Raw genomic sequence first — 20,628 nt, forward strand, 5'->3', positions numbered from 1 at the left:
CAAAAAGACACTACGCCCCATTTGTCCGTATCAGGAGGGCACCTTTCGCTTAGCGAAGGATGTAAATTCTAGAAAGATAAAATAGGGATTTGTCCACGGAGGGTGTCAGGCACCATGTTCTATAAAGGGGATAGTGATAATGATGGAGAATGCATGGCTCATACCGCTTTTCCCGCTATTATCGTTTTTGATCCTTCTTCTATTCGGTAAGCGGTTGAAGGAGGCAAGCAGTTATGTGGGGATTTTGCTCACGCTGGCGTCGCTTGTCTATTCAATCCTTGTGTTATTTGAGCGCTTTTCAGAGCCAACTTACGTCACGAAATTTGACTGGCTCACGATAGGAGATCTGCATCTAACAGCGGGCTTTGAAGTGAATCAATTAAATGCATTAATGCTGTTTATCGTATCGCTCGTAAGTTTCTTAGTACATACCTACTCCAAAGGGTACATGCATGGAGACGAGCGGTTTCCAGTATTCTATGCCTACTTAGGATTATTTACCTTTGCAATGCTTGGGCTGGTTCTTTCACCAAACCTGTTGCAAACTTATATTTTCTGGGAACTTGTCGGTGTCGGTTCGTTCCTATTAATCGGTTTTTATTTTTACAAAGAAGAAGCGAAGGCCGCTGCGAAAAAGGCGTTCATCATGACCCGTATCGGGGACGTGGGCCTATTCATCGGGATGTCTCTTCTATTCTGGGAAACAAAAAGCTTTGAATATAGTGATATTTTCGCCGCAGTAGAAGCTGGAAAGATTTCACCGACAATGATTACGTTAACTGCGATCCTTATTTTCATCGGAGCAGTCGGTAAATCAGGTCAGTTCCCACTTCACACTTGGCTACCAGATGCAATGGAAGGTCCGACACCTGTTTCGGCCCTCATCCACGCAGCGACCATGGTTGCCGCAGGGGTATACTTAGTGGCAGCACTATTCCCACTGTTCTTAGCAAGCCAAACAGCACTACTTACCATCGCCGTAATCGGTGCATTTACAGCAATCTTTGCAGCGAGCATCGGTCTGGTGCAAACGGACATTAAGCGTGTATTAGCGTACTCAACCGTTTCACAGCTTGGTTACATGATGCTTGCCCTAGGGTCTGCTGGTTATGTAGCGGGTGTGTTCCACTTAATGACTCACGCTTTCTTCAAGGCGTTACTTTTCCTTGCAGCAGGTTCTGTCATTCACGCGGTTCACACACAAAACATTGAAGAAATGGGTGGGCTTTGGAAAAAGCTGAAGCTGACCGGACCGCTTTTCTTAATCGGAACACTTGCGATCAGCGGTGTGCCGTTACTATCCGGATTCTTCTCCAAGGATGAAATCTTAGTCGCTGCATGGGAAGGCGGACATCCAGTCCTTTTCTTGCTAGCATTAATCGCAGCCTTTATGACTGCATTTTATATGTTCCGCTTGTTCTTCTTAGTTTTCACTGGGGAAGCACGCGGCGATCAAAAACATGTTCACGAATCACCGTCCAACATGACCTTCCCGATGATTCTTCTCGGTGTCTTGGCAGTGGTCGCTGGTTACGTCAACACTCCATGGTTCGGTACGTTCCTTGGCGATTGGTTAGTGGATGGCAATGAAGCACTTGCACACCATGGCCACGTCGAAGGTCCAGTCTGGATTATGATTGCAGCAACACTCGTTTCTTTAGCAGGAATTTTCCTTGCTTATATGATGTACTATAAGCGTTCACTAGCCCGCAACTGGTTGAGTGGCACAGGTGACACGCTGCATACGATTCTTTTTAACAAATATTACGTTGACGAGTTCTATCAATTGACTGTCGTAGCCGCTACAAAAGCAATCAGCTACTTCTTACGCTTCATCGATGTTTTCCTTGTAGAAGGACTCGTGAAGGGTGTAGTCGGGATCGTCCAAGGGCTTGGTCAAACAGGTTCGAAGATGCAGACCGGACAGGTTCAAACCTATGGCGCAGTGGCCTTCATCGGTCTTGCAGTATTAGCCGTCATCTTTGCATTAACAGGGGGGTACCTACGATGAATTTACATGCAGTCCTTTCCGTCCTAGTATTCTCCCCTTTACTAGGTATTGCGGTTTTGGCGTTCATGCCTAAAACGCAGGAAAAATCAATTAAACTAGTCGGATTTTTAGCGACACTACCGGCTTTAATCCTGGCATTAGCGGCCTACCTCCATTATCAATGGGGCAAGGATTTAGCGGACTTTTCTGTCTCGGTGCCTTGGATTCAATTCCGCGGTATGAACGGGATTTCTGAGCCAATTTTCTCAGTTCACTACGAGCTTGGATTAAGCGGCTTCCAGCTTCTATTGGTTGTCTTAACAACGGTTGTTGCGACACTCGCATCCATTGCTTCCATTTTTATAAAAAAAGAATGGAAAGGTTATTTCATGCTATTCCTTCTTTTAGAAGTGGGTATGCTTGGCGTATTTACCGCTGAGAACTTAATCCTGTTCTTTATCTTCTTTGAAGTAACACTCATTCCGACCTTTTTCTTAATCGGAAAATGGGGTTATTTTGAAAAAGAAAAAGCAGCTTACAGCTTCTTGATTTATAACGGTTTAGGATCAGCAGTTCTGTTGATCGTGATCATGATTCTGTTTGCAAAAACAGGAACATCGAATATTGAATTATTAACACAAATGATGGCCGATCCAAATACACCGGTAACTGGTGATTTGAAGCTTGGCTTACTAATTGCGCTTTTAGTTGCATTTGGTGTAAAATTACCGATTTTCCCACTGCACAGCTGGATGCTAAAGGTACACGTTCAGGCACCGCCATCAGTCGTTATGATTCACTCTGGTATTCTGTTAAAGATTGGTGCGTACGGATTAATCCGTTTTGGAATGGGTATTTTTCCGAAGCAATTTGAGACGCTTGCTACAATCATTGCTGTACTTGGAGTGATCAATCTACTCTACGGGGCGTTTCTAGCGTTCATTCAAACAGACTTTAAAATGGTTTTGGCGTATTCATCTATTTCCCACATGGGAATCGTGTTAATTGGCCTTGCTGCGATGAATGAGGCAGGGGTCCAGGGAGCGATTTTCCAAGTGATTTCACATGGATTGATTTCCGCGCTCTTGTTCTTCTTGGTGGGTGTCTTGTACGAACGTACGGATACATCGTTAATGGAGAATTTGGGCGGAATGGCGAAGGGAATGCCGATTGCCGCAGGCTTCTTGCTTGCCGGTGCGATGGCATCACTCGGACTGCCAGGAATGTCTGGATTTGTCAGCGAATTTATGGCGTTCTTAGGTCTTTTCAAAGAAATGCCGTGGATTGCGGCAGTTGGTACCATTGGTATTATCATGACGGCAGCCTACTTACTGCGTGCGGTTCTAGGTATGACGTATGGCAAGTCGCACCGTGAATTTACTGGTGTGGTTGATTTAAAAGGCGTGGAATTCATTCCAGTTCTGGTTCTTACATTATTAATCGTATTAATTGGTGTGTATCCAAGTGTTCTAAGCTCTCCGCTGCAAACTACACTTGAAACAATCATGCTAGGGTTAGGAGGGTGATGAAGGATGGATTTTGATACATTGAAATCATTTGAATGGAGTGTCATGACACCGGAGTTCATCATCCTTGGTGTGTCAGCACTATTAACATTGCTCGATTTATTTATGCCGAAAAAACAAGACCGACGAGTTCTTGGCTGGATCGCCATTCTCGGAGTTTTTGCAGCAATCGTGTCTGTTGCCGGCTTGTTGAACACAGATGTCACTTCGATTTTAGAAGACAGTTTTACATTGGATGGCTTTGGCAAGGCCTTTAAACTATTGCTTCTTGTCGGATCAGGGCTAGTGCTATTTTTAGCTGTCAGTTATGAGAAAAAGGATGGATTGGAAGACAGTCACGGCGAGTTTTACTACCTGTTCTTAGCAGCGTTGCTCGGTGCGATGATTATGACTTCCAGCGGTGATTTAATTACTCTTTTCATCGGATTAGAATTATTAACGGTTTCTTCTTATATTTTAGCGGGTATTCGCAAACACCATGTCGAATCCAACGAATCTGCGATGAAATACGTCATCAACGGCGGAATTTCCACTGCGATTACGTTATTCGGAATGAGTTATGTGTACGGGTTAACCGGTACCACGAACCTTTTCAAGATCGCGCAAACTCTTGCAGCGATTGGTGATGCGCAACAGACCTACTTACTTGGTCTCGCTTTCTTAATGATTTTTGTTGGTTTATCCTTTAAGCTCGCGGCTGCTCCGTTCCATATGTGGGCACCTGACGTGTACCAAGGAGCGCCAACACCTGTTACTGCTTTCTTAAGCGTAGTTTCCAAAACAGCAGGCTTTGTCATCGTTGTTCGTATCCTTGTTGCTGTATTCTACAATGCAGCACCGGAGGGCGGCGCCGGTGGTGAAAGCATTCTGTTCAAGATGCATGACTACCTTGCCGTGATTGCAGCGGTAACAATGGTTGTCGGTAACGTGGTAGCCTTGAAGCAGTCAGATATTAAGAGAATGTTCGCCTATTCCAGTATCGCCCATGCAGGATATGTGCTAGTGGCTATAACAACTATGAGTGCGAACTTAGTATTCTCAATCTGGTTCTACTTGCTTGCTTACATGCTGATGAACCTTGGTGCCTTTGCTATCATTCAAGTGGTGACGGAAAAATCAGGTTCAACAAAGATTGCTGATTTTGCTGGCCTTTACCGCCGCTCGCCAGTTCTTGCGGTGTTAATGGGAATTTTACTTGTTTCCTTGGCAGGCTTCCCTGGTACAGCGGGCTTTATTGGGAAATTAAACATCTTTGTCGGAGCGTTTTTCGGAACTCCGCATTATGTGCTCGCATCAATCATGATTGCGACAACTGTTGTTTCTTATTTCTACTATTTTGGCGTCATGACGCAGATGTTCTTCCGTCCAGCTAAGGACGAAAGCAAGCTACGTGTGCCATTTGGAATTGTGGTTGTGCTGCTGGTTGCGGTTGTCGGCTCCGTCTTGTTCGGAGTAGCGCCAAACCTAGCACTCGACTTCTTGAACAACATGTAAGGTTTTTGGTTTTTGGGGGAAATGGATGGACCGGCTGGGGCCTTGGGGAAGGCAGCTAGCTCAAATATAGGGGTTATATATCAAAAAGAAGAGGTTCGGGAACCTCTTCTTTTTTTATGGTTGTTTGTTAGAAGATTGGTATGTGGATTCCGCCGGATTTGATGGATATTCCGCCGATTTGATGGAGGATTCCGCCAGTTTCTACATTAATTCCGCCAACTTTTAAAAGTATTCCGCCAACATCTCACATTATTCCGCCAAACCATCAAAAAAGTGCCAGACCCTGCATCAAACAGTACAGAGTCTGGCACTTTTCAGGTATCTTAAAATGTTTTTACCAATCGTTTTAATCTTCCATTTTATCTTTCACATCGCCGTAGCCTTCTTGTACTTTTCCTTTGACCTTATCCACTTTACCGTCGACTTCGGTTGAACGATCGTCGGTTAATTTGCCCCACTGCTCTTTTGCTTCGCCTTTGGCCTGTTCCAAATTTCCTTTTACTTGGTCCTTATTCATTGTGTCGTCCTCCTTGTTTTTGGTTAGTATTTTTAATACCAATATTGGTATGGTATTAAACATGTTTTGTTACATCTAAAAGCCTTTTAGATTACAGGTTGTCAGGCTCGTCCTTCTTTTCACCATCGCTGACACCATTATCCTGGTCGACACCGTCGCCAACGCCGTCTTCCTTCAATTCCTTTTCAATATCTTCTTTTGCTTCTTTTAAATTATCCTTTGCATCCTTGAAGGAGGTATCGGTTGCCTTCTTGGTATCTTTATCGATGGCGTCCTTTTGTTCGCCATCACTGATGCCATTATCTTGATCGACGCCGTCGCCACAACCGGCTAAGCCGCCAAATGTGAACAAAACCGCTAAACCACCCGCTAATAATTTTCTTCGCCTATTGGTAATCATATAAGTCTCCTCCTTGTAATTTGTGTGTTTCGTTGTGTTGGTGACTATATTCCCAGCGAAAACAAATTCAAAACCTTTCTTTTTTGAAAAAATTTCCCCTTCATTAAATGCATTTTTACAAAAAGTTTGTTTGCTAGATTGTTGGTTTGAATAAGAGGAGAGGGGGTAATACAGATAGCAGAACAAATTCGAGTGGATGAAAAGGAGAGAGATGATATGCACGTAAACGAAATGATGATGGGCTGGTCCTCTTATTTTCAAGACCTTCCCAACCTAATCATGGCATTAGTAGTGCTATTAGTGGGCTGGCTAATCGCCAAGTGGATTGGCCGAGGCGTAGAAGCGGCCTTAAGAAAGACCAGCTTTGACGACAAGCTATTTTCAAAGTTTGGTAAGCGAAAATACTCATCAGAAAAGATAATCGGAAAAATAGTTTACTATCTTTTATTAGTAGTAGTTTGGACGATTTTCTTCAATATGTTGAGCTTAAGCTTTATTGCCACACCATTCGTTCAAATGCTTTCGACCATTACGGCGGCAATTCCTAATCTATTAAAAGCAGCACTTATCTTACTGTTTGCCTGGGTGGTCGCGTTCTTGCTGTCTAATCTTTTCACAAAAGCAGCAGCCCGCTTCAATTTAGAAAATCATTTAGTGAAACGGAAGCTGGCAAAAGGTGAAATTGATTCGATGAATAAAGTGAACAGCATCTCAAAGGCAATCTTCTACTTTGTGCTTCTCTTATTTTTACCAGGAGTATTAGGCGCACTGCATATGGAAGGCATCTCAAAGCCTTTTGCACAAACGTTATCTGTGTTACTCGCGTTTATTCCGAAATTATTTGCAGCCGCATTGATTATTTTCATCGGCTGGTTAATTGCCAAAATCGTTCGTGATGTGTTAACAAACCTATTAACGAATGTAGGGCTGGAAAAAGTAAGTCAGCGTTTAGGCTTCGATCAATCCGTAGATGGACGAGCGAGCCTTGCAAATATTATTGGAAATATCGCGTTTATTTTAATCTTACTTCCAACGATTGTTACGGCTTTAGAAAAATTAGATTTGAAGGGCGTTTCGGAACCAGCAATCAGCATGCTTCGTGCGGTACTGTCGATGATTCCAAACATTGCTGTGGCCGTATTGTTGATTTTAGCAGGGATTTGGCTTGGAAAAATGGTGGAGAAAATCGTCACCCAAATGCTGTGGCGAGTAAGGTTTGATAGTCTATTCCATAGAATGGGCGTCGGCTCATTAACTCCGGATGCTTCGAAGACAACCTTGTCACAGTTGGTAGGGTTGCTGGCAAAAATCGTGGTGGTTCTGTTATTCACTGTGGAAGCCTTGCAAATTGTACATCTAAACTTCTTAGTGACACTCGCGACAGGTGTAATTGCGTATTTACCAATGCTACTAGCGGCTCTTGTCATTTTAGGGGTTGGCTTATACGTTGGGCACTTGGTGGAGCGAATCTTACAAAATGTGTTGAAACAAACCTACTCTCGCACACTGGCAGCGGTAGCGAAATACGCTGTGTTTGCGATTACCATCTTTATGGCACTAGATCAACTCGGTGTCGCACATAGCATTGTCAATGCAGCCTTCATCCTTGTCCTTGGTGGACTGGCCCTCGCCTTTGGACTAGCCTTCGGAATCGGAGGAAAAGAATTCGCAGCCAAATATCTACGCAAACTAGACCAAAAACTCGAGGAGTAAAATTTGGGGTCAGTCCCCCACTGCTTTACAGCGGTGGGGGACTGACCCCATCTCTGTAAGGTGGGATAATTTATGATGATGAAGTTGGTATCTGTTGCTTTGTTGATTGCTTTGACCGGGTTCTTTGTGGCGATTGAATTTGCGATTGTGAAGGTTCGGCCTTCGAGAATAGAGCAATTGCTGAGGGAAGGAAAGAAGGGAGCGGTTGCCGCCAAAAGGGTGGTATCTCATTTAGATGAATATTTATCGGCCTGCCAATTGGGGATTACGGTAACAGCATTAGGACTTGGGTGGCTTGGGGAACCAACGGTAGAAAAGCTGCTGCACCCGTTGATGGAAGCCCTCCACTTGAATGAATCACTTACCCATATTTTATCGATAGGAATCGCCTTTGCTCTCGTCACCTTCTTGCATGTGGTCGCAGGGGAATTGGCGCCAAAGACGGCAGCAATCCAGAAAGCGGAGACGATTACGCTGCTGTTTGCTACACCAATGATGTGGTTTTACAAAATTATGTATCCGTTTATTTGGCTATTGAATAGTTCGGCACGAATGCTTACAAGAATGGTAGGATTAAAGCCGGTTTCGGAGCATGAACTAGCGCATTCGGAGGAAGAGCTTAGGATTCTTTTGTCCGAAAGCTTTAAAAGTGGGGAAATCAACGAGAACGAGTGGACTTATGTAAATAATATTTTTGAATTCGATGAGCGGACAGCCAAGGAAATTATGGTTCCGCGGACTGAGATGTCTTGTTTGTCTGTCGACGATAGTCTACAAAAAGTAATCCAAACAGTAAGGACGGATAAATATACTCGTTTTCCAGTCATGGATGGGGACAAGGATCATATTCTAGGTGTGTTGAATGTGAAAATGTTTTTAACCTCCTCTATATTGAAGAAGGAACAAGATTGGACGTTATCAACCTTTATCCAGCCGGTCATCCGGGCGATTGAGTCGATTCCGATTCATGATTTGTTGGTGAAAATGCAAACGGAACATGCGCATATGGCGATTTTAATGGATGAATATGGAGGAACCTCTGGGTTAGTGACGGTCGAGGATATCCTGGAGGAAATAGTTGGTGAGGTAAGAGATGAATTTGACGCCGAAGAAGTCGCGGCGGTCAGAGAATTTCCGGGAAATAATTTTGTGGTAGATGCCAAGCTGAGTATCAGTGAGGTGAACAATCTACTCGGTACAGATTTATCGGAAGATGGCGTCGATACGATCGGCGGATGGTTTCTACAACAAAATGGCGATGTCGAGTTTGGGGCTTCTGTAGAAGCTGAGGGCTATGAGTTTACCGTGGAAGAGGTGGATGGGTATCATATTTTGTATCTAAAAATTGAGAGACGATGAATAAGGTTCTTACCCAAGGACCTTTTTTCAAAAGTGAATAATTCTGTCCCACCACTATCCTTGATAACTGTGGTGTTTTTATGGAGGAATGGTTGTAGTTTAGTAGTTGGCGAGTAAAATGAGGTTATTGACGAGTAAAGTGTGAATTTAGACGAATAAAATAGAAAATCGACGAGTAAATCATATATTTGACGAGTAATTCATCGAAAGTGACGAGTAAGACAGAAAAACATATAAAATAGGAAATATTAAAGGTACTTTAAGAGGGGATCAACACATAATTTGAAAAGAAGATACTTGAGCCAGGTCTACACGCCAGAACAAATAAAGGGCTTCTTAGAATTCGTCCCACAAACAGGAAAATAAATGTGCAAACCAACGGTCAGCGAGTCTCATGCCGTTGGTTTTTTTGTTGTTAGGAAATTATAAAAAGGTCCGAGTGTGGTAACTGAACTAGTTGTCCGAATCTAGCTCTAGCGCATAGCCCCTCCTCCTTTTGTTCTGTCTACATTTCCTCGTCCTTCCGCTTCTCCTCAAGAACCCGCCAATCATGCTCAAAGGCTGACCACAGCACTTTTTTATCCCCAAATAATAGGAGCTGGTCACCTTCATGGAGCACCACCCCGTAGATATCTTTCCTCAATTTCATTCCGCCTCGTTGAATAAAGAGGACCACGAAATCCATTCCTTGATGTCCTGGAATGACATCATGAATCGTACGGTTATGTAGCGACGATTCCTTATAGATAGGCAGATTGAGCACGGCTTCCTTTTTAGAGGATAAAAACACATCCCTTACTGGCAAATCAACGAGCTCCACATTCTGTTTCATTTGACGGTTAAACAACGTGGACAACAGCCGCTGCATCCGAGACATACGTAGCACAACAAAGACCAGCAGCACCCCAACGGCTACGGCTAAGATTTCCTTCGTTCGGAGCCCCTCTGAAAGAAACTGACTGATCGAGGAAATAATCACTGCAAGCGAGAAAGCGCCAAACAGAATTAAAAAAATAGCCAGTTTCCTTCGTATCGGGTGTCCTAAAATCAGCTCAGATTCACCCGTCGTAAATCCTGTTCCTGTCATCATCGAAATCACTTGAAACCGTGAGATTTCCACCTTCAAGCCCGTACAACGAAACAGCACCACAAAAATCTCAATAACCGCCGTAATAATGACAAAATATACCAGCAAAAAGAAGAGGACCATATTTCCACCTCAATTTGGGGACAGTCCCCCACCGCTTTAAAGCAGTGGGGGACTGTCCCCAAAGATTATTGTATTTTTTCATTATAGAACTGGACCGAGTACTGCGCGCCTTCACTTACCATGTTGTTGTCTTCGACATCGTGGGGATGTGGGTGTCCGCCTTTTTCAATCGGAAGCTGTTCGGCTTTTTCATAAACTGTGGGTAGAAACTTTCGCTTCCACTCCCGCAGTATCGTTTCTGCTTTGACGCGGTTTGGCTTTGACGACAACCACACAGCAGAGGCGCCAATTCCCACAGCTACTATTGATTTCATTCCAAACACTTGCTTCATTACAAATCCCTCCTAGAAAAAGTAGTTCCAAAAATCATCCATTTACATCAACCAATCGAATATTCTATTTGAAATATGTATACCCACTAAAACAACCCTCAAACATAAAAGTTTCAATTCCGACCAAACAGGGAACTTTAAACATAAAAAAAGGAGACCGCCATGATCACCTACCGAACACCGACCAACTGGACCTGGATTCAGGCGAAACAAAAAGAAATCGAGCAACTCACCCCCATCCTTGAGCATGAAAGCAGCATCGATTGGCTGCAACAAATTCAAAACAACAAAACCAACTGCCTCAGGGTATCCATCACCCCTAATGGAAAAAAAGTAGTCAAAGGCACACTCATCTATAAACAAAGCTTCGAAGAGGAACATGACGTCAAATTCTTTCATTTCTATGTCACCACCGATCAATGGGTAACAATCGACCTTGATTGGGACACCCTGAAACACATCGATCTCCAGCTTCTCCAAAGTCAAATCAGCCAAACTACCAACGCCGTCGAAGGCTTCATGCTGTTCATCGCAGAATGGATGAATGCATGGCTAGTTGAAATTGACCGGTTTGAAGAGGACCTAAAAACCCTGATCTGGAGCATCCGCAAACGAAATGAAACGAGCATACTCGAGCTCGTTTATTTGCGCAGGCACGAACTATTAGTGTGGAAGAGTCTCCTCATTCCGGTCAAAGAGCTAAAGATGGCGATCGAAGAAGTGAATCTTCATGAACCGTGTGAGGGAAGAATTTTCCCAATGACTTGCAAACGGATTGAGCGAGCGCTGACCCTTCTTCAGGAATACGAACATGAACTTGATTCCATCATCAATTTAGAGGAAGTCATCTCCTCCCATCGAGGAAATGAAATCACGAAAACGTTAACCGTAATCACCACTGTGTTTACCCCGATTATGGCTTTCGGGGCCTTGTGGGGTATGAACTTCAAGCATATGCCCGAACTTGAATGGAGCTTTGGCTATCCATTATCGATCATTCTCATCGTCATCTCCACCATCCTTCTCTATGCGTATTTAAAGATCAAAGGCTGGACAGGAGATCTATTAAAAGGGAAAAAACGAGGCTCCTTTTTCAAGTGAGGGACAATAATTGACCAGGAACTAGTACTTTTGGTCTAGTCCATTATGGTGATTTTTTTGTATAGAGTATATTGGTATAATAGTAACTAGAAATAATAGGAAAAAAGGTAGGATGGGAGAGGTAAGATGGAAAACGCAACTCGAATGATTGAGTTTATTCAAGCGAACAGGGGACAGCTTTTACAAGAGTGGGTAGAAAAAATGAGCTCGATGGATGAGCAGAAACTTTCAACTGTCATAACCGACCAAGTCTATACGAATATTGGCGATGAATATATTAATATATTAGTTCATGATTTAATTAATCAGGACAACCAAGCGAAGAACAAAATGAGAGATTTCGCGCAAAAGTTGGTCCAATTAGGCTGGAATCTAAACTTTATTATGGACAGCTTAATGGAGTTTTCCAAAATTATGTTCTTCCACATGGTGGGAGAGGCATCGGAAAAAGAACAGATTGAATTTGGCTGGGCCTATGATAAATGGGTAACGCCGATTAACAAAGAAGTGCTCAATCACTATGCATCGTCCTGGCAAAGGACTGTTTCATTGCAAAAAATTGCTCTTCAGGAGTTGTCAGCACCGCTGATTCCAATTTTCGACAATATCACTGTGATGCCATTGGTCGGCACAATCGATACCGATAGAGCAAAGCGGATTATGGAAAATTTACTGCAGGGTGTCGTGAAGCATCATGCACAAGTCGTGTTAATTGATATTACGGGTGTGCCAGTAGTAGATACGATGGTGGCCCATCATATTATTCAAGCATCAGAGGCGGTCCGATTAGTGGGGGCCAAGTGTTTAATCGTCGGCATTCGACCAGAGATTGCGCAGACAATCGTTAACTTAGGGATTAACCTCAATCAGGTCGTTACGAAAAACAGCCTGCAAAAAGGGGTTGCCGCTGCATTGGAAATGACTAATCGCAAAATTGTCTCAGTGGGGGAATAAGCAATGAATGGTAGAATTCCAATTTTAAAATTATACAACTGCCTGCTCATCTCGATCCAATGGGAGCTGGATGACCAAACTGCGTTACAGTTTCAGGAGGATCTTCTTTCCAAGATCCATGAGACAGGAGTGGGCGGTGTTGTCATTGATTTGACCTCTGTGGACGTGATAGATTCCTTTATTGCCAAGGTGCTTGGCGATGTGGTCAGTATGTCCCATCTAATGGGTGCAAAAGTGGTGTTGACGGGTATCCAGCCAGCTGTAGCGATCACACTAGTAGAACTAGGGATACACCTTCAAGATGTGCGAACAGCACTAGATTTAGAAAAAGGGTTGGAAACACTACAGCGGGAGTTGGGGGAGTAAAGCATGGAGAACGAATCCTGTGTGAAAATTATAACTGAATGGGATATCGTTGCAGCGCGTCAGCTTGGGAGAAACGTTGCAAAGGAGCTTGGATTCGGTTCGGTTGACCAAGCAAGGATCACAACAGCGATTTCGGAACTGGCCCGCAATATTTATCTGTACGCTGGAACAGGCGAAATCGAAATTGACCGCATGTATGAATTAGGAAAATGCGGCTTAAAGGTTATTGCTTCGGACAAAGGTCCAGGCATTCATGATATAAGAAAAGTAATGGAAGATGGATTTACCACATCGGGTGGCTTAGGGGCAGGATTACCAGGGGTGAAACGATTAATGGATGAGTTCAGCATTACTTCTAAGGTGGGAGAAGGAACGAGCATTCAGGTGGTGAAATGGCTTCGCTAGGAGGGTGTGAAGAAATGGATTTCAAAGATATGTTTCAATCAAAATATCGCAGCATACTATACAGCTATCTGAAAGAATCAACCGAAGCAGCACTATATCAAGGACAAAAGTTTAGTCGAAAAGCAATGGAACACCAAATCTCCCCTGAAGAAATTATCAATGTGCATTGTACGGCATTGAAGGAGCTTTTCCCCGACCTCCCGCAAGAAGTGTTCGCTTCCTGCGACTTTCTATTAGAGGTAATGATGGACTATGGTTTAGCCTACCAGGAACATCAAAGCCTCCGTGACCAGCAGCTTGAAATCAGATCGGAAATTGAGATTGCTGCGAGCGTTCAAGATAACCTTTTAGAAACGAAAATTCCCCAAATAGATGTGTTAGATATTGGCGCTATCAGTATTCCTGCCAAGCAAATGAATGGTGATTATTATCGATTTGTTCAAGACAAGCAGTTAATCAGTATTGCGGTCGCTGATGTCATTGGCAAAGGCATCCCTGCTGCTCTGTGCATGTCGATGATTAAATATGCGATGGACAGTCTGCTAGAGTCACGTGTCCATCCACAACATGTGCTCGAAAATTTAAATAGAGTCGTAGAAAACAATGTCGATTCGAGTATGTTTATTACTATGCTATATGGCATCTATGATTCACATGAACATACCTTTACATATGCATCAGCCGGTCATGAACCAGGTTTTTATTATCAATCGTCTAAGGATACATTTTCGGACATCCTCGCAAAAGGTCTCGTCCTCGGAGTGGACCCGAATGCCAGCTATCATCAATATGAGAAAAAAGTCGAGCCGGGTGATATGATTGTTTTATTATCAGATGGTGTCACCGAATCAAGAACCGAAGAGGGCTTTATCGAACGGTCCGTCATCACGGATTTTATTCGTAAATATCAGCATCTGCCTGCACAAGAAATGGTAGAAAATATCTATCGTGACCTCGAGAGAATTCAGAATTTTGAAATACGTGACGACTTTACTTTAATTATTTTAAAAAGAAAGGTTTAGACTTTTGTTGAAGCGGGTATGTAAAAAATAAATAATCCTGAGGTGATCAAAGAATGAATCTACTAATAGATAAATATCACAATAATGAGGATACAGTCGTAAAGATTGCAGGCGAAATCGATGCCTTTACAGCACCACAGCTGAGGGATGAGCTTTTACCTCTAGCAGAAGGGAAAAATCAATCGATTGTCATCAGTCTGAAGGATGTGTCTTATTTAGATAGTACAGGCCTAGGTGTATTTGTGGGCCTTTTCAAACAGCTGAAGAAAAATGAAGGCGAATTGAAACTGGTTGACCTTTCTGACCGACTGAAACGGTTGTTTGAAATTACCGGTTTAAGCAATATTATTACCATTGCTACCAATTAGAACGGGACGATAGTAAAACAAACACGGCAAAAATTATTTGCATATGAAAAGGTGGGGGAGTATGAACCAAGTGATGGATTATATCGAAATGAAGATTCCAGCGAAACCCGATTATGTGGGGGTAATCCGGTTAACATTATCAGGTATCGCGAGCCGTATGGGATTTACATACGAGGAGATCGAGGATATAAAAATTGCCATTAGTGAGGCAACAACGAACGCCGTACAGCATGCCTACCAAAGTGATGAAGGTGGAGAAATCATCGTCGGCTTTGGGATCTACCCGGATAAATTAGAAATGATGGTCGCTGATTACGGACAAAGCTTTAATTTTATCCAAACGAAAAAAGAACTAGGCCCTTACACAAAATCAAGTACAGTGGACGATTTGGCAGAAGGAGGGTTAGGTCTATTTTTGATAGAAACGCTCATGGACGAGGTCCGTGTATCGAATCAGTCCGGGGTAACGGTCTTCATGGTGAAGAATGTAAGTGGGGAGCGTGAAAATCATGACCAAACCATCTCAAACCGTGAAGCGAACTAAGGAAGAAATTGATGCCCTCATTCTCGAGGTGCAGCAGACAGGCTCTCCAGAGGTGCAGCAAATCCTCGTGGAGAATTATACCGCTCTTGTCGGGAGTCTTGCCAATAAATTTTCAAAGGGCAGGGACTTTCATGAGGATATCATGCAGGTAGGGATGATTGGGTTATTAGGAGCAATTAAGCGATACGAACCAGATGTTGGACGGTCGTTTGAATCGTTTTTAATCCCAACGGTCATTGGAGAAATCAAGCGATTCTTACGAGATAAAACATGGAGTGTCCATGTGCCGAGACGCGTGAAGGAATTATGGCCGAAGCTTAAAACTGTAGTGGACGAGCTGACCAATCTGTATCAACGCTCACCGAAAATCCCGGAAATTGCCGATTATTTGAATGTGAGTGAAGAAGAAGTGCTAGAAGCAATGGAAATGGGGAAAAGCTATCAATCCGTTTCTGTTGACCAACCAATCGAAACCGGATCTGAGGGAAGTACGGTTACGGCGCTCGATGTGATGGGATCGAAGGACGAAGGTTTTGAAAAAGTGGACCAACGCATGATGCTTGAAAGTGTCCTCCATGTGTTATCGGACCGAGAAAGAGAAATTATTCACTGGACGTACATCGAAAATAAGAGTCAAAAGGAAACAGGTGAGTTTTTGGGAATATCACAAATGCACGTATCACGTCTGCAAAAAAAGGCGATTGAAAAATTACGAAAGGCACTAGTTAAGGATGCCTATTCAGGGGTTACTCATGCTTGATCATGAAACCAACGCATATGTTCAAGCACGTGCCTTTCAAATTCAAAAAGAAGGAAATAGCTTTAATGGTGATAGTTTTTTCATGAAGGCAACGGACGAGTACTTTATCTGTTCGGTGGCTGACGGTCTAGGGAGCGGGCTGTACGCGAATCAGTCATCGGATGCTGTAAGGAAAGTGATTGAGCAGCACCATCATGAAGAAGTCGAGGTGCTGATGGACTATTGTAATCAAGCACTGAAATTGAAGAGAGGCGCCACCGTTTCGGTTTTAAAGGCCCATTTTCAACGGAAGGAAGTCACCTACTGCTCCGTGGGTAACATTCAATTTGTATTCTATCTTCCTTCAGGACTCTATATTTATCCCATTCCTGTTACTGGCTTTTTATCAGGAAAGCCGCAAACCTATCGAATTGATACCTTTCCCTATGAAGAAAACTCCAAATTTATGATGCACACGGATGGCCTTCATCTCCCTTCGATTAAGCAGGAGCTAACCCGATTCCAGTCGATTGAAGATATGTCCAACCATTTAAAACTGCATATGACGAAGCGAAAAGATGACGCCACCTTTTTAGTCGGCCAGCTATTTTAATAGAAATAGTTTGGTCGGCTTTTTTTGTTGGTTCGTAGAAGGAAGAAGGGGGACAAAAGTCAGTGCGTTAACCAGTTAATTATAGTGAAAACATCACATCCTCTCTAAAAAACTAGATAAATGGAACGATGGGAAATTTGTCCAATTGTGTAGAAACATTAGGAAATATTGGTTATATAAAAATAGAAAAATATTCCTTAAGATTAAAATTACATTAGAAGCATACATAGAGGTTGATATTAAAGGGGAGGAATTAAGATGAAACAGAAATTTTTAGTCAATGCGGCAATTGCAGGAGTATTAGTATTTTCAGCAGGAGGAACGTCCGTTTTCGCTCATGATGAATTGGGTGGAGGCGAAGAAAAGGGAGAAAACCTGGCAGGTGTAGAACTGGCAGTCCCATTGCTTGAAGGCAGTAAGAATACAGGCAACCTCAAGGAAGTAGCGGCAGTTCAATTGCAAGAAATCCGCCCAGGTGTTAAAAATACAACAGGCGATGTATATGGCTATAAAGGGTATGCCTACTTAGGAACCCATTCTGCCAATGGAGGCGGAGGGGGAGTTCGGATATTTGATATGAAGAACCCATCCAACCCAGTAGAAGTTTCTCACTTTGCCGATATTCCAGGCACATGGCAGGAAAAAGTAATTGTAAAATCGGTCAATACGAAAAACTTTAAGGGAGATTTGGCGGCAGTAAGTGTGCAAAAAACGAATCGATTGGATTCAAATACACAAGGTGGATTTGTCCTTTATGACGTAACCAATCCCCTTGAACCTAAAAAACTCGGTTTTTGGGAATCCTCTTCATCAGGATCACGCGGCACCCATGAGCTGTATCTAACCGTTCAAGGAGATAACGTCTATGTTCTGACAGCTGATTGCTATGCAGATTATTACTCGCATGGAAAAAGAATGGATGTGTCTATTGTAGATGTATCGAATCCATCTAATCCGGAAACCGTTTACGAGTTTAATCCTCGTAATTACATCTCTCAAGTCAGCAATGAAAACTATGACGGCTACAACTGGACAGATGAAGAAGGCATTAAACGTACGGCATTTGCGCATAGTGTAAAAACAGATGAAACTGGAAAAACTGCTTTCCTATCATACTGGGATTTAGGGACGATTATGCTTGATATCAGCGATGCGAAAAACCCTGTCTACCTCGGAAGAACCGATTTTGCTAATACTGTTCAAGGGGCAGCACACTCTATGGACTTGGCCAAGGGAGGCACTGTCTTAGTTGAGACTAGAGAAGTATTCGGACCAGTAAGAGAAGGATTCGAATCGGCATATGGCTACACAATGATTTATGATATTAAGGACAAATCAAAACCAATGCTATTGAGCACATTTAGAACCGATTTTACCGGGGTCATTCCTGGTGGGGCCACTGTCCATGATCCTAAGGTCCATGGAAATACCTTATATCTATCCCATTATTCGGGTGGTGTAAGAACGGTTGATATCACAGACCCATCAGCCCCGAAAGAAACAGGCATCTATATCCCAAGCAAATCAAATATTTGGGGCGTATTTGTAGACCGAAACTATATTTTGGCCTCTGATATTGGATCAGGCTTAAAAGTTTTACAAAAAAATGCAGGCAATGGTGAATTGGAATAAAAGAAGTGGCAGGAGCTCCTTTAAGGACCTCCTGTTTTTATTTGGGCTGTTATGGGGGCGTTGCCTGCTTTGGTTTAGCTTTTTCAAGGAAAGGGTATTCATTTGTAAAAAGCTATGGGGAGAACTCTATATGAAAAAACTCAGGGTAGAATTTGTTTATGTCCTCATGATGATGATTTTTGGCTACGTGGCGTTGTGCACTGACGTCCCCTTTCACTGGAAAGCACTCTGCCTCACGTTTTACACCATTATGATTGTAAATACAGTGGTCTCACTGTGGCTCGAAAACCGCCCAGCCCAGAACACCTTGCTATGGATGTATATATTAGTGTTCCTGCCAATACTGGGCTATATCTTCTACGTCTATTCCGGCCAACTGGTACATAAAGGCGAGCTGTTTAAAAGGAAACGCAGCCTCGACCGGGACATGTTTGAGGAGCTGAACAAACAGAAATGGGGAATGGCTGGTGGTGGGACCGCAACACTGACGATGTCCGGGTTAAATGAGCACCAGCGTGAATTTGCGAACTATTTGGAGCGGGTAACCTTAACCAACTGGAATCAGAATACAAGAACGAAAGTGTTGAAAAACGGAGATGAAACCTTTGAGGAAATTAAACGTCGACTCCAGCAAGCAACGGACTTTATCCATATCGAATACTATATTTTCCGCTATGACCGCCTGGGGAAAGAGCTCATTGACATCCTTACAGAAAAGGTCCAGGCCGGTGTAGAGGTCCGTCTCATGTACGATGCAGTCGGCAGCTTCTCCCTTTCCACAGCCGACTTAAAAATCATGGAGGAAGCCGGCATTCAGATTCACCCCTTTTTACCGATCCAAGCAGGATTCATCAATCAAAAATTCAACTTTCGAAATCACCGCAAAATCATCGTCATCGATGGAAAAATCGGCTTTGTCGGCGGCTTAAACGTCGGGGTCGAGTACCTGGGAGAGGACGACCACTTTGGCTTTTGGTGCGACACCCACCTCATTCTCGAAGGGGAGGCCGTACAAACCTTACATGCCGTCTTTTTGCTAGACTGGCTCTATGCCTCAGGTGAGAACTTTTTTGAAAATGAACGCTATTTGGAACCGAAACCGGTGGACGGTGATGGATTAGTACATGTTGTCGCAACTGGTCCCGAAACACGTGATATGAGTGATCACTATTACGCGATGATTTCCTCGGCCACAGAATCCATTTGGATCGCCACCCCCTACTTTATTCCGAGCCCGTCCATCCAAACGGCTCTTCGGATTGCTGCCAGGAAAGGCATCCAGGTACGCTTAATGGTACCTGAAACGAATGATGGGTTTCTTACCCAGTATGCGACGCAATCCTATTTTCCAGAACTGCTGCGTGCAGGAATTGAAATCTATTCCTACCAAAAGGGCTTTCTTCATAAAAAGGTCCTTATTGTCGATGGAGACCTGGCCTCGATTGGAACCGCCAACTTCGACATGCGCAGCTTTCATTTGAATTTCGAAGTCAATTTGTTTTTATCAGGAACAGACTCAATTGCCGAACTGGTTGACCACTTCCAAGAGGACCTTAACGACTGCCGCCGCATTCGCGCTGTTGAATTTTACAAAAGGAAACCAGTGGTCAAATTCAAAGAAAGCTTCGCTCGGCTGTTTTCGGGGGTTTTGTAAGTCAAACTTTTGGATGGAGGTCTAAATTTCACTCGAATCTAATATTTTTAGGTAGAAGGAATTCTAACCATACCATATGAAAATAGGTGATTCGATCATGTTTGCTGTTCATTTTTTAGAAAACAAAAATGTATTATTAACACAGCTTCTCAGGACTGTGCCGGAAGAAGGAGAAGCCATCAAGATTAAAGGGCTAAAAGGGACAGTTGCTAAAGTAACCAATGTGGATGAGAAAAATGTCCATGTGCAAGTGGTCTTAGAAAAGGTCAATAAAAATAAACAAGCAGCCCTGGATCTTTCTAAAAAGAAAAAAAGATAGCAAACGCAAGCACGCACCTTTAGTAGGTGCGTTTTTTTAATTATGTCGCACCACAGTCTTGGATAATTGTAGTATATGGGTTTACCTGCCCTAATCGATTAGGAAAGAGAGATTCAGGTAACCTGGGAGGAGTCTATGAGCCTGAACTTAGTGGAATGGATAGCCTTGGGTAACGTAGGAAGGTTCTATGAGCCCGAAGAGAAAGAAAAAAACAGCAAAAGGGCTCATAGAGGGGTTCTATGCGATTAAGTCCATATAATTGTGTAAAAAGAAAATAGGTCATCATCATGACCCGTGTTACAATGTTTTCGACCAAGAAAACCATAAACGGAGGACATGATGATGACCCAAATCAATATTACTATAAATT

The 20,628-nt window shown here is 43.2% G+C and carries 21 protein-coding genes; 17 read left to right on the plus strand and 4 right to left on the minus strand.

The window, feature by feature from the left end:
* Positions 1-139: 139 nt before the first annotated feature.
* Genes nuoL through nuoN form a run of 3 tightly spaced genes read left to right on the plus strand, consistent with a single transcriptional unit; the run spans position 140 to position 5,010 of the window.
* Positions 140-2,011: an NADH-quinone oxidoreductase subunit L gene (gene nuoL / locus AC3A54_RS12080; RefSeq protein ID WP_487654630.1), complete on the plus strand. Its 1,872-nt coding sequence runs from the start codon at positions 140-142 to the stop codon at positions 2,009-2,011.
* Positions 2,008-3,516, plus strand: coding sequence for an NADH-quinone oxidoreductase subunit M (locus tag AC3A54_RS12085; RefSeq protein WP_335544375.1), 1,509 nt, complete (start codon positions 2,008-2,010; stop codon positions 3,514-3,516). The genes nuoL and AC3A54_RS12085 overlap by 4 nt, the downstream gene beginning before the upstream one ends.
* 6 nt (positions 3,517-3,522) lie before the next feature.
* Entirely contained in the window at positions 3,523-5,010 is a 1,488-nt protein-coding gene (gene nuoN / locus AC3A54_RS12090) for an NADH-quinone oxidoreductase subunit NuoN (RefSeq protein ID WP_487654631.1), read from the plus strand.
* 346 nt (positions 5,011-5,356) lie between these two features.
* Here nuoN and AC3A54_RS12095 read toward each other — a convergent pair whose 3' ends face one another.
* Together AC3A54_RS12095 and AC3A54_RS12100 are read right to left on the minus strand one after the other, a co-directional pair.
* Entirely contained in the window at positions 5,357-5,527 is a 171-nt protein-coding gene (locus AC3A54_RS12095) for a CsbD family protein (protein ID WP_308081852.1), read from the minus strand.
* A gap of 91 nt (positions 5,528-5,618) precedes the next feature.
* Positions 5,619-5,927 carry a hypothetical protein gene (locus tag AC3A54_RS12100; protein ID WP_487654632.1) on the minus strand — a complete coding sequence of 103 codons (309 nt, stop codon included), beginning with the start codon at positions 5,925-5,927 and terminating at the stop codon, positions 5,619-5,621.
* A gap of 216 nt (positions 5,928-6,143) precedes the next feature.
* Here AC3A54_RS12100 and AC3A54_RS12105 point away from each other — a divergent pair, with 216 nt between their 5' ends.
* Positions 6,144-7,640, plus strand: coding sequence for a mechanosensitive ion channel (locus tag AC3A54_RS12105; RefSeq protein WP_487654633.1), 1,497 nt, complete (start codon positions 6,144-6,146; stop codon positions 7,638-7,640).
* A gap of 72 nt (positions 7,641-7,712) precedes the next feature.
* Positions 7,713-8,999, plus strand: coding sequence for a hemolysin family protein (locus AC3A54_RS12110; RefSeq protein WP_487654634.1), 1,287 nt, complete (start codon positions 7,713-7,715; stop codon positions 8,997-8,999).
* A 505-nt stretch (positions 9,000-9,504) separates the two neighbouring features.
* Here the strand turns inward: AC3A54_RS12110 and AC3A54_RS12115 are convergent.
* Both AC3A54_RS12115 and AC3A54_RS12120 read right to left on the minus strand, forming a co-directional pair.
* The gene (locus tag AC3A54_RS12115) at positions 9,505-10,209 is read right to left on the minus strand and encodes a TrkA C-terminal domain-containing protein (protein WP_487654635.1); all 705 of its coding nucleotides are present in this window, start codon (positions 10,207-10,209) and stop codon (positions 9,505-9,507) included.
* Positions 10,210-10,274: 65 nt separating this feature from the next.
* Positions 10,275-10,541, minus strand: a complete 267-nt coding sequence (locus tag AC3A54_RS12120) for a hypothetical protein (RefSeq protein ID WP_487654636.1) — start codon at positions 10,539-10,541, stop codon at positions 10,275-10,277.
* A 162-nt stretch (positions 10,542-10,703) separates the two neighbouring features.
* Between AC3A54_RS12120 and AC3A54_RS12125 the strand changes: the two genes are divergently transcribed.
* The 12 genes from AC3A54_RS12125 to AC3A54_RS12180 all read left to right on the plus strand — a co-directional run bounded on the left by AC3A54_RS12125 (position 10,704) and on the right by AC3A54_RS12180 (position 20,258).
* Complete coding sequence (locus tag AC3A54_RS12125) at positions 10,704-11,642, plus strand: magnesium transporter CorA family protein (protein WP_487654637.1); 939 nt, start codon at positions 10,704-10,706, stop codon at positions 11,640-11,642.
* 126 nt (positions 11,643-11,768) lie between these two features.
* Complete coding sequence (locus AC3A54_RS12130; RefSeq protein WP_487654638.1) at positions 11,769-12,596, plus strand: STAS domain-containing protein; 828 nt, start codon at positions 11,769-11,771, stop codon at positions 12,594-12,596.
* Between the two features lie 3 nt (positions 12,597-12,599).
* A complete protein-coding gene (locus AC3A54_RS12135) occupies positions 12,600-12,962 on the plus strand; it encodes an STAS domain-containing protein (RefSeq protein ID WP_308081860.1) in 363 nt (120 codons plus the stop codon).
* Between the two features lie 3 nt (positions 12,963-12,965).
* A complete protein-coding gene (locus AC3A54_RS12140) occupies positions 12,966-13,367 on the plus strand; it encodes an anti-sigma regulatory factor (RefSeq protein ID WP_487654639.1) in 402 nt (133 codons plus the stop codon).
* Positions 13,368-13,381: 14 nt separating this feature from the next.
* On the plus strand, positions 13,382-14,389 hold the full coding sequence (locus AC3A54_RS12145; RefSeq protein WP_335544366.1) for a PP2C family protein-serine/threonine phosphatase: 1,008 nt from the start codon (positions 13,382-13,384) through the stop codon (positions 14,387-14,389).
* Positions 14,390-14,442: 53 nt separating this feature from the next.
* Positions 14,443-14,757: an anti-sigma factor antagonist gene (locus tag AC3A54_RS12150; protein WP_487654640.1), complete on the plus strand. Its 315-nt coding sequence runs from the start codon at positions 14,443-14,445 to the stop codon at positions 14,755-14,757.
* Positions 14,758-14,818: 61 nt separating this feature from the next.
* Entirely contained in the window at positions 14,819-15,301 is a 483-nt protein-coding gene (gene rsbW, locus AC3A54_RS12155; protein ID WP_487654641.1) for an anti-sigma B factor RsbW, read from the plus strand.
* On the plus strand, positions 15,267-16,061 hold the full coding sequence (sigB, locus tag AC3A54_RS12160; RefSeq protein ID WP_308081867.1) for an RNA polymerase sigma factor SigB: 795 nt from the start codon (positions 15,267-15,269) through the stop codon (positions 16,059-16,061). The genes rsbW and sigB overlap by 35 nt, the downstream gene beginning before the upstream one ends.
* Positions 16,054-16,653 (plus strand): PP2C family serine/threonine-protein phosphatase, encoded by a 600-nt coding sequence (locus AC3A54_RS12165; protein WP_487654642.1) that lies wholly within the window; start codon positions 16,054-16,056, stop codon positions 16,651-16,653. The genes sigB and AC3A54_RS12165 overlap by 8 nt, the downstream gene beginning before the upstream one ends.
* A 258-nt stretch (positions 16,654-16,911) precedes the next feature.
* A complete protein-coding gene (locus AC3A54_RS12170; RefSeq protein WP_487654643.1) occupies positions 16,912-18,285 on the plus strand; it encodes an LVIVD repeat-containing protein in 1,374 nt (457 codons plus the stop codon).
* A gap of 130 nt (positions 18,286-18,415) precedes the next feature.
* Positions 18,416-19,939 (plus strand): cardiolipin synthase, encoded by a 1,524-nt coding sequence (gene cls, locus AC3A54_RS12175; protein ID WP_487654644.1) that lies wholly within the window; start codon positions 18,416-18,418, stop codon positions 19,937-19,939.
* Positions 19,940-20,036: 97 nt separating this feature from the next.
* Positions 20,037-20,258, plus strand: a complete 222-nt coding sequence (locus AC3A54_RS12180; RefSeq protein ID WP_335544362.1) for a hypothetical protein — start codon at positions 20,037-20,039, stop codon at positions 20,256-20,258.
* The last annotated feature ends 370 nt before the right edge of the window (positions 20,259-20,628 follow it).

Source organism: Neobacillus sp. Soil_C_43, assembly GCF_057656715.1.